Below are 13,126 nucleotides of genomic sequence, written 5' to 3' on the forward strand. Positions count from 1 at the left end.
CACGTCAGGGGTCAGCGGTGTGCCTGGGCACCGTCCCGCACGAGCAGTCGATCCGAGGCCGCGAAGGTGTGGTGGAGCACGAGGGGTGCCAGCTCGGGCTGGTGCCGTTCGATGATCTTCCGGACGGCGTTCTCCGCAGAGGGCCCCAGGCCGTCGTAGAACAGGGCGGTGGCCGTGGCGGCGCGTCGCAACGGCGGTTCCTCGGGCAGCAGGGCGTTGGGCAGCCCGGGGTCCTGGTGGACGAGCGGCCGCCATTCGGAGAGGACCTCCGTGCGCAGGCGAAGGGCCTCCACGCCGGTGGGCCACTGGTCTTCCAGGTCTCGGGCCCGGCCCTCCCACCGCAGGGCGAAGGACAGGTACTCCTCGTCCAGGGCGTCCGCGTCGAAGGCCCGGCGCAGTTCCAAGGGGGAGACGAAGTCCGGCAGCCGGGCCCCCTCGAAGAAGGAGACGAGGGACAGCACGGGTTCATCGCCCTGGTTCAGATGGGCGAACGCCTCCTCGGCGTGGCGGCCAGGCTTGATCCACACCCCGTCGTTGAGGTGCCCGAACCGGAGCTGACGCAGGGTGTCCCGCACGGCCCGGCGCAGGGGGGCCGCCGTCTCCGGGACCCGGTAGGTGATGATCGTCCACGTCCCGTCCCAGGGGCGCTCGCGGTGGGCCTGGAAGATCCGCTCGACGCGCTGTGCCTGCGTCTTCCGGCTGCCGGCGTGGACGGAGTAGGAGGTGCGCCGCCCGTCCTTGTGGGCCGCGAGGAATCCCCGCTGCGCGAGCCGCTGGATGGCGGCCCGGGCGCTGGAGGGCGTGATCTCGAGGGCCCCGAGCAACTCGACCAGGGCGCTGGAGGGCAGGGGCTCGCCGCGGCCGAACCAGTAGTCGCCGAGCAGCACCGTGAGCATGCGCTGGGGTGCCACACCTGATTGGTAGCGGGGGAGGCTCCCGCGGCTCGGATCCGTGGGGCTCACGGCTTCCTGTCAGCGGGCCGCAGGGTCAGTGGGATGGAACGGGGGCCGTACTCGAGCCAGTTCATCATCACGATGTCCCCTGCCAGTGAGAAGGTCCCCGTCCGGGCGAGCAACTCCTCTAGGGCGACGAGCAACTCGAGTCGTCCCATCGTAGCGGCCGGGCACTTGTGTGAACCGCGCCCGAAGGACAGGTGGGAGTTCTGCTTGCGCCGCAGGACGAAGGTATCCGGGTCCTCGAAGCGGGTCTCGTCCCGGTTGGCGGAGGGGAAGATCAGGGCGATGGGCTCGTCCTGGGCCACCGCCCGCCCGTGGACTACGGTGTCCCGCTTGGCGGTCCGCGCGAACACCCGGTAGGGGGCGTGCAGGCGGAGCATCTCCTCGATCGCCGAGGGCAGGTCCTCAGGGTGGGTTCGCAGGTGCTCCTGGAGGTCGACGTCCGTGGCCAGGTGGGCGATGCAGCTGCCCAGAACGGCCTGGGGAGCCCCCATTCCGGCCACGATCAGCTGACGGATGGTGGCGACGGCACTGGTCTGGGTGATGGCGGTCTCCGGGTCCAGGGCGGCGCGGTGCAAGCTGGCCACCAGGTCCCGGGACGGGTCGGGATCCTCCGTCAGCCGCCGGTCGTAGATCTCGCGGGCAATCTCATACAGCCGCTTGCTGCATTCCTCGATCACGGGGTTGTCCATGTCCTGGATGGCGAAGCCGTAGCGGACGCCGATCTCCCGGATCTCCCGGGCCTGGTCCCGGGCCAGGCCGAGCAGCGAGGCGAAGCAGTCCATGGCGAACGGCGCCGCCAGATGCCGGACCCCGTCCGGGGAGGACTCCATCAGCATCCCGTCCACCAGGCGGCGGGCGCTGTCCCGGAAGGCGCCGACGTGCTCGGTGACCACTGAGCGGCGGAACACCGGGTCGATGGCGGTGCGGTAGTCGGTGTGCTCCGGCGGGTCGAAGTGCAACGGTGGCCGGCGGGAGACCCGGGGCACGTGCGGGACAACGTTCTGCTTGGCCGTGCTGAACAGTTCGTCGTCCTGCGTGATGGCCAGGATGTCCGCGTAGGTGGTGGCTGCCCAGAAGCCGCCGTAGTCCGTGCTCCAGGGGAACGGGTTCTGTTCGCGCAGGGCCGCATAGTCGGCGTGGGCGGAGCCGAAGGTCTCGTTGCGGTCCGGCGACCACTCGGAGGCACGGGCCCCTCCGGTCGTGGCCGGCCCGGGAACCGCCGCACCGGACATCCCGGTGCCGGGGTCCTCGGGGGCCGAGTGCCCGGTGAAGGGACAGCGGCCGGTACCGGCCGGCGTCGTGCTCGGGGGGTGGGGGGTTGCCATCTCAGATGACCTTCCTGCGCGCCCAGCGCGCCATTTGCTCCACCGCGACCACCACGACGATGAGGCCGATGAGGATGCCGGCGGTGGTCTGGTAGTCGATCGAGGTGACGGATTCGTGCAGCAGGAAACCGATGCCGCCGGCGCCGACGATCCCGAGGACCGCCGATTCGCGCAGCGCCAGGTCCGCGGTGAACAGGCTGTTGCCGATGAAGGAGGGGACGAACTGGGGCCAGGCGCCGGCCACGAAGGCCTGGAGTCGGCCCGCGCCCACGGCCTCGAGGGCTCGGATGGGGCCTGGATCGATGTTCTGCAGCGCATCCGTGAAGAACTTGGAGGCGAGCGCCGTGCAGGAGATGGCCAGCGCCAGGAAACCGGCGAACGGACCCAGTCCCAGGGCGGCCACGAAGATGATCGCATAGACGATGTCCGGCACGCCGCGGACGACCACGATGACACCGCGCAGCGCCCACCCGAGCACCGGCACCCGCACCAGATGGTCCGTGGACAACACGGCGATGATCAGTCCGATCAGCACGCCGAAGGTGGTGGCGGTGAAGGCCATCAGCAGGCTCTCGAACAGGCCCAGGGCGATTTCGGCAGTGAACACCGGCGGCACGAACCCGGCGAGCATGGCCACCGCGTTGTCCCAGCCCCGGGCCAGCCGGTCCGGGGAGACACTCAGGGCGGACAGGGACAGAAGGAAGAGCACGACGCCGGCCAGCAGCCCCGCGCTCCGGCCCACCCGGGGTGCGTTCCAACCGGGGGTGGCGAGGTCCTTTCCCGGGGGGAAGGCCATCGAGTGCTCGGTGTCCCCGGCGTGCTCGGACACGGCGCGCTGCACTAGGTTCGAGATGAGCTCGAGGACGAGCAGCAGCACGATGATGACGGCGATGATCCCGGCGGCGCGGGGGTAGTCCAGGCTGCCGATGGAGCGCTGCAGGGCCACGCCGATGCCACCGGCGCCCACGAGGCCGAGCACGGAGGACGCGCGGATGTTGATGTCCAGGCGGTAGAGGACGAACGAGGTCATCTGCGGCAGGGCCTGGGTGAAGGTGGTGGCGATGAAGACCTGCAAGCGGTTTGCGCCGGTGGCGTTCACGGCCTCGCGGGGGGAGGCCGAGATCTCCTCGAAAACATCCGTCATCATCTTGCCGATCATGCCCACGGAGTGGAACGCGATGGCCAGCGCGCCGGCCGCCGGGCCGAGCCCGAAGATGCGCACGAAGATGATGGCGAAGACGAGGGAGGGCACGGCGCGGCTGACCACGATCAGCGTGCGGCAGAGCCACTGGATCCAGCGCGGCCCGGTAAAGGTGGTGGCCGCGCCGGCCGCCAGGGGGATGGAGACCAGGGCGGCGATGCCGGTGCCGGCGATCGCGATCTGCAGGGTCTCCAGGACGAGCGCCGCCAGCTCCGGCACGGGGCCGGTGGTGGCGGGGAACATCCGGCCCAGCAGGCGGGTGATGTCCTCGAAGCCGGCGGCGATGGCCGCGGGGCGGACGTCGATCCACCACAGGCCGAAGACCGTGACGGCCCCCAGGATCAACGGGATCACCCAGGTGGCCGCGGTAGCCCGGGGCGGCCGGGCCGGCGCGGGATCCGGTGTCCGGCCCCGCGTGTCCGGCGGGGTGAGAGTGGTGGGCATGTCAGGCACCCCGGTGGGCTTGGTAGATGGCGCGGATCTCCGGCTCGTCCGTGGTGTGCGTGGGCTTGTCCAGGATGAACTGACCGTCCCGCACCGCCACGATCCGGTCCGAGACCTGCAGGGCGAGGTCCACCTGGTGCAGGGAGCACACCACGGTGAAGCCGTCCTCGGCACTGAGCTTCTTCAGGGTCTCCAGCACGGAGATGCTGGCAGCCGGGTCCAGGGAGGCCACGGGCTCGTCCGCCAGGACCAGCCGGGCGTCCTGCATCAGCATGCGGGCGATGGCCACGCGCTGCTGCTGGCCGCCGGAGAGCGTGTCACACCGCTGGAAGCGCTGGTCCACCAGGCCGACCCGCTCCAGGTTCTCCACGGCGCGTTCGCGCAACTGCTTCGGGTAGGTCATGATTCCGTAGCGGGGCATGCTCAGCGAGCCCAGGGCGCCCATCAGCACGTTCTCCAGCGCGGTCAGGCGGCCGACCAGGCCGAACTGCTGGAACACGAAGCCGATCTCGGTGCGCAGGCGCCGTAACTCGCGCCGGCTGCAGCGGGCCGGCTCCCGGTCGAGGACCCGCACGTGGCCCTCTGTCGGGGAGTGGCTGCCGTTCAGCAGGCGCAGCAGGGTCGACTTGCCGGCGCCGGAGGGGCCCACGAGGGCGATGAACTCACCCGGGTGGATCTGCAGGTCCACCCCGTGCAGCACGGTGTTGTCCCCGAACCGCTTGACGACCCTGTCCAGGGTGATGCTGGGGGAGTGCTGCGCGGTCTCGGCCGCGGGCTTCTCAAGTGTCATCACGGCAGACCTCCGCCTGGGTGGTCTCGCAGATCTCTCGGATCGGGTCGTAGTCGGCGTCCGTGGCCGGCTCGAAGGCGAAGGCGCCCGTGCCGCCCCACTCGCAGGCGGGGCTGCCGGCCACGTCCTCGCCCCAGGGGGCCGGGGCCTCGCGCTGGGCGTCCTCCTCGCAGAACCCGGCCTCCACGGCGGAGACGGCGTCGTACTTCTCCATGGCGCGGACCACGCCGTCCTTGATGTCCTGGGAGAGCCAGGAGCCCACCACCATGGGCGTGCCCGGGATGGGGTCGGAGGTGAAGAAGGTCTCCGTGTCCCCATCCTCGATGATGCCGCGGGCCGGGAGCAGTTCCGTCACGAAGGTCTCGGCCACGAACGCGGCATCACAGTCACCGGCGATCATCTGCGTGACCGCCACGTCATGGGAGCCGGCGAAGACCGGGTTCAGGTCCTCCTCCGGATTGATGTCCGCCTCCATCAGGGCTGCGGCCGCGGCCAGGTACCCCGTGGTGGAGGCCGGATCCGTGAAGCAGACGTCCTTGCCCCGGAGATCTTCCAGCGTGCTGATGCCGCTGTCCGGCGCGGTGACGCCGAGGGAGCTGACCGAGCCTGAACCGGGCTCGGGGGAGAGCTGGTCCTTCGCCACCGGCTCCACCTCCGCCACGTCCGAGGCCAGGTAGTAGGAGAACGCCCCGTAGACCGCGATGTCCACGCGCTCGGAGACCTGGGCCTCGATCACCCCGGCATTGTTGCTGACCGCCTGGATCTCCACCGGCAGGCCGGTTTCCTCCTCGATGGCCGCGACCACCGGTTCGAAGGAGGCCAGCAGCTCCTCGCTGTTGTCCGTGGGGACCACGGCGAAGACCAGTTCGGCGGGGGCATCACCGGTGGTATCTGCCGGTCGGGCGTTGGGGCTCTCGCCGCACGCCGTCAGGGCGATCGCGGCTGCGGCCAGGAGGCCCAGGGTCTTGAGACGGGTGCGCATGGTCTCTCCTCGGGAAAGTCCAGATGGGGGTCAGAGGTGTGTCGGGTGCGAAATCGATACAGGTCAGGTGGATGTCTGACCGACGGGATAAGTGTGGCCAATCGAAGTGTATGACTGACGGTGCAGAGTGAACGTGTTTCGTATCACACCAGAATCCGTTGTGGATGTCAATGGAAATCTCGGACGCATAAGCGTTGACAGGCATTCATGGGCATGCCACGGTATGAGCCATCCCACGTAGTTCCCCGAGAACGGCGGCGGTCATCAGCCGCAGTTAGTCATTGAAGCGGTACGAAATATGCAGCCCGTGTGACCTCCCGCCGATCCGGGGGGCCGACGTTGGCGCAGCGGCGTGCCCCATGATCCGCATCCCCCTGCGTCTCGTGCTCGTCTCGTGGTCCCTCTTCCTCGTATCTCCAGCACCGAAGGCGAGCTCGACACCATGTCCACTATCCCTCCCGAGAACTCCTCCGACCGGAGTCACGACCACCACCGTCGCCGGTCCCACGCCGGCGTCTCCCTGCCACCTCGCACGGATCACGCGCCGCGACGCCGGCGCGGACGCGTCCTCGCAGGCGCCACCCTGGCGGCTGCCCTCGCCGCCGCACTGCTGGTTCCCGTGCCCGCGCTGGCCGGCCCGGCGGGCGCGGTCGGTGCCACGCCGACGTCGTCCACGGACGGGACGACGGGTGGTTCTGAGACCATCCGCGGAGACCTTCCGAACGGGGGGCACTACGTGCTGATGACCCCGGAGCGGTGGAACGGCACCGTACTGGTCTGGAACCCCGGTTACGGTGGCGGTGGTTCCAACCCCTCGGCCGGGCCCAGCGAAGGACTGACCGATTGGCTCGTGGAGCGCGGTTATGCCCTCGCGGGGACCTCCGCGGCCGAGGGCGGATGGGCCGTGGAGGGGCTGCTGGAGAACCAGCCGCTGGTGATGGACGCCGTCCGTGACCGGCTGGGGGAGCCCGAGGACGTCATTGCCTGGGGCTCGTCCATGGGCGGGCTGACCTCCGTGGCAGCCCTGGAGCAGCATGCCGACGTCATCGACGCGGCCCTGCCCCTGTGCGGGTCCGTAGCCGGGGCCATCCCCATGCTCAACGGCAGTCTGGACGGCACCTTCGCCCTGCGGACCCTGCTGGCTCCCGGGGATGAGCGACTCCAGCTGGTCAACGTCAGTGATGAGGCCGAACGCCAAGCCGCCTTCCGCGAGGTGCTCGACGAGGCGCAGGCGACTCCGGAGGGCCGCGCCCGCATCGCGCTCGCCGCGAGCCTGGCGCAGATCCCGACCTGGACGCAGGCGGATGACGAGAAGCCCTCGGCGCGCGACTGGGCCGCCCAGCAGGACCAGCTCTACCGGGCGTTCATGTTCGGGGTCGTCTCACCGCGGCAGCCTCTCGAGGACCAAGCCGGCGGCAATTTCTCCTGGAACGCCGGCGTCGACTACACGAAGGCCCTGCACGGCTCGGACCAGCAGCAGTTGGTGCGGAACCTGTACCGCCAGGCAGGGCTCTCCCTGGACCAGGACCTGGAGACCCTGGCCGGCGCCGAGCGGGTCTCCGCCGATCCGGAGGCGGTCGCCTACATGCAACGGAACGCGACGCCGGCCGGCGAGATCGACGGTCCCGTCCTGTCCCTGCACGAGACCGGGGACACCGCCCCCACCGTCACCCAGGCCCGCACCTATGCGGACCGCGTGCGGGAGAACGGGAACGAGTCGCTGCTGCGCCAGGCCTTCGTGGACCGTCCCGGCCACTGTGACTACGCCGATGCGGAGATCGCCGCGCTCGTGGAGGCGCTGCAGCAGCGGCTGGACACCGGGCGCTGGGGCTCCACCACGAAGCCGTCACACCTGAACCGGGCCGCCGATCAGATTGCCCGCCAGGACGGCCTGGACCGCGGTGGCTCGTACGCCGCCGTCCGCCCCGATCCCCAGAACCGACCCGAACGGGGACCGGCTCCGGCGGCGGTCTCCCACCAGGGGACGTTGGACGGGGAGCGAGCCTTCTCCCTGCACAAGCCGGCCGACTGGAACGGTGACCTGGTGGTGATGCCGGGCCGTGACGACCTGACGGGGACGACCGCCCAGTGGTTGGCCGAACAGGGGTACGGCACGATCGGATACGAGCTGAGCGATGGCTGGGACCTCGAACTGGACGAGGCCAACGCCGGGGCTGCCGTGGACACCTTCGAGCAGCTGGCCGGAGCGGCGGACGACGTGGTGGTGGCAGGCCGGTCCCAGGGCGGGCTGACCACCAGGATCGTCGCCGACACCGCGCCGGAGTGGCTGGACGGTTCCCTGCCGATGTGTGGCGGCGGCGCGGGGGCCGTCAGCACGTGGAACTACAAGCTGGACACCGCCTTCGCCCTGCGCGAGCTGGTGGATCCGGACTCGGCCATGCGGATCCAGGGCATCGAGGACCGTGCGACCGAGCTGGAGGCCATGAACGAGCTGGTGGCGCTGGCCGATTCCACGGACGAGGGCCGCGCCCGGGCCGTCCTCGCCGCCGCGCTGAGCAAGATCCCGGCAGTGGACCCGGAGACGGGGCAGGAACTGCGTCGGGGCCAGCTGGAGAAACGGATCGACCGGTACATCGAGCACCTGCCGTTCGCGATGGGCAGCCACGTGCGGGCCGGCTATGAGCAGACCGTGGGCGGCACGTTCTCCTGGAACACCGGCGTGGACTACCAGCGTGAGCTCCAGCGCTCAGGCCGCTGGGCCGAGGTCCAGCAGGCCTACCGGGAGGCTGGACTGTCCCTGACGGAGGACCTGAGCACCCTGGACCGGGCCGAACGGCTCTCCGCCGATCCGGAGACGGTACAACTCGTGGAGCAGACCGCCACCTTCACCGGAGAATTGGACTCCCCGCTGCTGTCCCTGCACACCACGGGGGACGGTGCCGGGACCGTGGCGGACGATGCGGCCTACCGGTCCACCGTGAACGCCGCCGGGTCTGCGCGGCAACTGCGCCAGACCTTCGTGGCCTCCGAGGGGCACTGCACCTTCACCCCCGCGGAGGAGGCCGCAGCCCTGACCGCCCTGTTCGACCGGATCGAGACGGGGCGGTGGCAGTCCACCGCGCCTCGGCAGCTCGACCGTCTCGCCGCCCGCCTGGACGCCGGTTCGGATCTGGACCTGGGCGCCCCGCGGTTCACCTCAGGCGAGGCTCCGGGCCAGCCTGCGCGGATGTGGGACGTGCGGAACTGGGGTGACTACCAGGGCTGAGCGCGCCTCACCCGAGCCCCGAGGTCTGAGTCTGGATATCCGAGCCCGAGAACCTGGGGTGGTTTAGTGCGGGGCGGACCGGGACTGTCCGGTCTGCCCCGCAGGAGTTGTGCGGCAGTCCAGCACGTCGAGGTCCTCCGGCACCATGAACTCGCCGGAGAAGCGCGCGCCGGCATTCAGCCAGTGCTCGCGGGCCACGGTTCCGGGAACCAGATGGTGCAGGGCTAGTCGCGGGACGCGGGCCTGCTCGGCGACGCGAAGGGCATCCGCGACGGAACTGTGGGACTTGTGGTGGTGCTCCAGCGAGGCCACCGAGGTCGGGTCGGGGCGGTCCTGGTACTGCCGTTCCATGAACTCGAAGTCCAGGGCCTCGTGCAGCAGGAGTCCCGCCCCCGTCGACAGTCGTACGAGGTTGTCCGTGAAAGCCGTGTCTCCGGAGATGACGACCGCGCCGTCGCTCGTATCAAACCGGAAGGCGAAGGCGGGTGCTATCGGTGGGTGGCGCACCAGCGTGGCGCTGACGACCACCTCCTCGTCGCGGAAGATCACCCAGGGCTCCATGTCCGGCGTCGGATTCTCGTTGGGGTGGTATCCCGAGCCGTCCGGTATCTCGATGTCCTGCGCACGGAAGATCTCCGTGGGACTCGGGCGCAACGCGTCCATGACGCGGTCATTGATGTCCGTGGCGTGGGCCTCCATCAGCTTGCGGAACATGACCTCTGTCCCCGGCGTAGGGTGCGCGGGGTTGAAAGGTACCGGGGTTGTCCTCGCCCGGGTGGACGGCGGTGGGAGGACGCCACGGTCGCCCGGCCCGAGGATCGGCACCGGACTGCCGCGGCGGTACTGCAGCGCGGTGAGGGAGAACAGGGCCACGCCGTTGAGATCCACCGTGTGGTCCGAATGAAGGTGGGTCAGGAAGATGCCCTTCAGCCGAGCCGGATCCAATCCAGCCCGTATCAATTGACGGCCGACGCCCTGGCCGCAGTCCACCAGATAGAAACCATCCGGGACGACGACGGCCGTGGCAATGCCGGAGCGGTCCGTGTTGCGCCAGAACCTCGGCCCCCCGGCGGTGCCGAGGGTGATCACCCGGGTCTGCGCTGACTCCATGGTGGTCGGCATTCAGGCGTCCACCCCGGTCCTGGTGCTCTCGGCGGACTGATCGAGCCGATCGCGGGACGAGCGCCGGCGGATGAGGCGCACGACCTGTGGCACGGCGATGAGCAGGACGGCCAGCCCCAGGATGAGCAGTGCGATGGGACGGTCCAGGAAGATGGACAGCGTCCCATCGCCGATGGCCAGTGAACGCCGCAGCTCGGCCTCGACCATGCCGCCCAGCACCAGACCGAGGACCAGCGGGGCAACGGGGTAGCCATGCTGCTTCATGAGGACGCCGAACACGGCCAGCCCTGCCGCCAGGAACGCATCGAACAGCCGGGAGGACACCGCATAGGCGGCCACGACCGCCACGATCAGCACCACGGGATACAGGTAGGTGTACTTGATGCGGAGCACGGAGGCGAACACCGGGGCCAGCGGCAGGTTGAGCGCCAGCAGCAGGATGTTGCCGATGTAGAACGAGGCGATGAGACCCCAGACCAGGTCGCCCTGCTGCTCGAAGAGCTGGGGGCCGGGTTGGATGTCGAACAGGATGAAGGCCCCGAGCAGGATGGCCGTGGTGGCCGATCCTGGGATTCCCATGGTCAGAGTGGGGATGAAGGCACCATTGACCGCTGCGTTGTTGGATGCCTCGGGACCCGCCACGCCGCGGATGTCTCCGTGGCCGAATTGTGACTTGTCCTTGGCGATGCGTTGTTCCACGCCGTAGGTGAAGAACGTGGCCAGGGTGGGACCTGCACCCGGCAGGACGCCGATGATGAACCCCAGCAGGCCTCCTCGGCCGATGGCGCCACTGGCCTTGCGAAGGTCCTTCCGGGACAGGACCATGTCCCGGAAACGGGTGCGGATCGGCTTCAGGTGGCCCGAGGCTCCCTGGGTCGCCAGCTCGGCCAGAGCCACGATGCCCACCACGACAGCCACGAGGCTGACCCCGGAGTACAGTTCCGCGCGATCGAAGGCGAACCGCAGGGTAGAGGTCTGTGAATCGATGCCGACCATCGCGACCATGGCGCCCACCACGGCCATGAGAATGCCCTTGAGGGGATTCCGGCCGATGATCCCGCTCACCGTCAGCAGTCCGAGCAGCATCAGGGCGAACATCTCCGGAGGGCCGAAGTTGAGGGAGACGGCTGCGAAGAACGGGGCCAGCACACTGAGGAACACCACGGAGAAGGTTCCCGCGACGAACGAGGAGATGGCCGCGATGGCCAGGGCCTGTCCGGCCCGGCCCTTGAGCGCCATCTGGTGACCGTCGATCACCGTCACCAGGGCCGCGCCATCACCGGGCGTGCTGATGAGGACGGCGCTGATGGTGGAGCCGTACTCCGTGCCGTAGTACAGGCCGGCCAGCATGATCAGCGCGGTCACCGGGTCCAGGGTCAGGGTCAGGGGCAACAGGACGGCCACGCCGGAGGCAGAGCCCATGCCAGGCAGCATCCCGATGACAGTGCCCAACAGGACGCCGACGAGGCAGAACAGGAGGTTCTCCGGTTCGAGCGCCACGCTGAAGCCGTTCAGCAAGTTCTGCATCAGATCCATGTCAGAGTCCGATCAGGTTGGTGGGGAACCGGATGGAGAGGAGCTGCTGGAAGACGAGCCAGAGCATGAGCGCGGTGACAGCGGCCATGATCAGCGCCGGCACGGGCTTCAGCTTCTCCACGAACAGGGCGATGGCCAACACCACCAGCGGCATCGCGATCATCATGCCGACGACGGGGGTCAGCATGAGGCCTGCGACGACGATGAGCAGGATGAGCACGGGCTTGACGAGATCCCGGACACCGGGTTCCGCGACCTCGGTCGGCGCGATGCCCTGAGCTGCCGCAGCAGCTGCCTTGCGGTGGGTCCGGACCTCCTGCATCAGCAGGACCAGGCAACCCACAACGAGCAGGATGCCCAGGGCGGCCGGTGCGGCTCCCGGTCCCAGCGGATTCGTCTCGGCAGACAGCCCGTAGGACAGGGACATGGCCACATAGGCGATGCCCAGTACCGCCAGGAAGACCAGGAAGGCCATGCCCACGTAGTTCGGCCGGGGTGGGCCCCCAGAGTGCTCCCGAGCGAGGGAGCCTGTCGGCAGGGGATCTTGCCGCCGTTCCGCATCGGTCATCATCGGGATCACTCCGTGTTCTCGAGCAGGTCCTGCTCACTGTCCTCGATGTACGAGGTCAGTTCGTCCCCGGTCACGAGCGCGGGGGACAGGGCGTTGCTCTCGATGTACTCGTCGTAGGCGTCGCTCTCGGTCCAGGCCTCGATGGCGTCCATCCAGTACTCCTGCTGTGCCTCGTCGAGGTCCGGGGCACCGAAGATGACGCGCCATTGCGTGGAGAACCGCTGATCCGTGCCGAGGTCACTGGCCAACGGAACGTCGGACAGTTCGGCGTGCTCCGCCGGCTCGGTCCCCGTGCTGAGGACGACGTCCAATTCGCCGGCCTCCACCTGGGGGAGGAACTCGGCGGCCTCCAGCACGGCCAGTTCGACGTCACCGGACAGCACGCCGCGGATCGAGTCGCCGCCACCCTCGTAGACCACCGGCTTGAGGGTCATGTTGAAGGCATCCGCCAGTTGCCCGGTCAGCAGGCTGTCCGCGGCGCCGGAGCCGACCTGGGCGATGGTCAGCCCTTCTCCGGAGGCCTGCTCGATCATCTCCTCGGCGGAGCTGAAGACACCGGACTGGGCGACCACGTAAGAGACGTCCTCGGCCACGAGGGCCAGCTGCGTGTAGTCCTTCCAGGTGTACCCGACGTCCTGCTCGTGGGGGCGGACCACCATGTTCGAGTAGTTCCCGACCCCGACGATGTCGGCCTTGCCGGGTTCGTTCTTGACGATCAGGACGCCCTCCACCGTGTCGTAGTTCTCGACGACGGCCGAATCACCGGTGTGTTCCTCGACCCCGGAGGCGAAGGCGCGGCCCAGGATGTCGCTGCCTCCGCCGGGCTGGGCTCCGACCGCGATCTCGACTGTGCCTGAGGGACTCCAGGTGCCGTCGTCGTGGGTCTCACCGCTGGACCCTTGGCCGCAGCCGGTGAGGAGGAGGAGGGACAGGGCGGAGGTGGTGGCGACGATTTTCCGATTCATGAGAT

Annotated in this window: 10 protein-coding genes; 1 reads left to right on the forward strand and 9 read right to left on the reverse strand. The window is 69.2% G+C overall.

All coding sequences use genetic code 11. The features are described 5' to 3' along the window. Positions 1 to 11: 11 nt before the first annotated feature. The 5 genes from ABD134_RS10440 to ABD134_RS10460 are packed head-to-tail and all read right to left on the reverse strand — an operon-like array spanning position 12 to position 5,701. Positions 12 to 911: a PaaX family transcriptional regulator gene (locus ABD134_RS10440; RefSeq protein ID WP_344229222.1), complete on the reverse strand. Its 900-nt coding sequence runs from the start codon at positions 909 to 911 to the stop codon at positions 12 to 14. A 47-nt stretch (positions 912 to 958) separates the two neighbouring features. Beyond that, positions 959 to 2,284 carry a cytochrome P450 gene (locus ABD134_RS10445; protein WP_344229224.1) on the reverse strand — a complete coding sequence of 442 codons (1,326 nt, stop codon included), beginning with the start codon at positions 2,282 to 2,284 and terminating at the stop codon, positions 959 to 961. 1 nt (position 2,285) lies between these two features. Further along, positions 2,286 to 3,929, reverse strand: a complete 1,644-nt coding sequence (phnE, locus tag ABD134_RS10450) for a phosphonate ABC transporter, permease protein PhnE (protein WP_344229226.1) — start codon at positions 3,927 to 3,929, stop codon at positions 2,286 to 2,288. Position 3,930: 1 nt separating this feature from the next. Continuing rightward, a complete protein-coding gene (phnC, locus tag ABD134_RS10455) occupies positions 3,931 to 4,719 on the reverse strand; it encodes a phosphonate ABC transporter ATP-binding protein (protein WP_344229228.1) in 789 nt (262 codons plus the stop codon). Beyond that, positions 4,709 to 5,701, reverse strand: a complete 993-nt coding sequence (locus tag ABD134_RS10460) for a phosphate/phosphite/phosphonate ABC transporter substrate-binding protein (protein WP_344229230.1) — start codon at positions 5,699 to 5,701, stop codon at positions 4,709 to 4,711. The genes phnC and ABD134_RS10460 overlap by 11 nt, the downstream gene beginning before the upstream one ends. A gap of 442 nt (positions 5,702 to 6,143) precedes the next feature. Here ABD134_RS10460 and ABD134_RS10465 point away from each other — a divergent pair, with 442 nt between their 5' ends. After that, complete coding sequence (locus tag ABD134_RS10465; protein WP_344229232.1) at positions 6,144 to 8,927, forward strand: alpha/beta fold hydrolase; 2,784 nt, start codon at positions 6,144 to 6,146, stop codon at positions 8,925 to 8,927. Between the two features lie 63 nt (positions 8,928 to 8,990). Here ABD134_RS10465 and ABD134_RS10470 read toward each other — a convergent pair whose 3' ends face one another. Genes ABD134_RS10470 through ABD134_RS10485 form a run of 4 tightly spaced genes read right to left on the reverse strand, consistent with a single transcriptional unit; the run spans position 8,991 to position 13,121 of the window. Further along, positions 8,991 to 10,049: an MBL fold metallo-hydrolase gene (locus ABD134_RS10470; RefSeq protein WP_344229234.1), complete on the reverse strand. Its 1,059-nt coding sequence runs from the start codon at positions 10,047 to 10,049 to the stop codon at positions 8,991 to 8,993. Next, positions 10,050 to 11,576 carry a tripartite tricarboxylate transporter permease gene (locus tag ABD134_RS10475; RefSeq protein ID WP_344229235.1) on the reverse strand — a complete coding sequence of 509 codons (1,527 nt, stop codon included), beginning with the start codon at positions 11,574 to 11,576 and terminating at the stop codon, positions 10,050 to 10,052. It abuts the gene before it with no gap. A 10-nt stretch (positions 11,577 to 11,586) separates the two neighbouring features. Then, a complete protein-coding gene (locus ABD134_RS10480; protein WP_344229237.1) occupies positions 11,587 to 12,156 on the reverse strand; it encodes a tripartite tricarboxylate transporter TctB family protein in 570 nt (189 codons plus the stop codon). A gap of 5 nt (positions 12,157 to 12,161) precedes the next feature. Next, positions 12,162 to 13,121, reverse strand: coding sequence for a tripartite tricarboxylate transporter substrate-binding protein (locus ABD134_RS10485; protein WP_344229239.1), 960 nt, complete (start codon positions 13,119 to 13,121; stop codon positions 12,162 to 12,164). Positions 13,122 to 13,126: the final 5 nt, after the last annotated feature.

This window comes from Citricoccus alkalitolerans (genome assembly GCF_039528175.1).
Lineage (GTDB): Bacteria > Actinomycetota > Actinomycetes > Actinomycetales > Micrococcaceae > Citricoccus > Citricoccus alkalitolerans.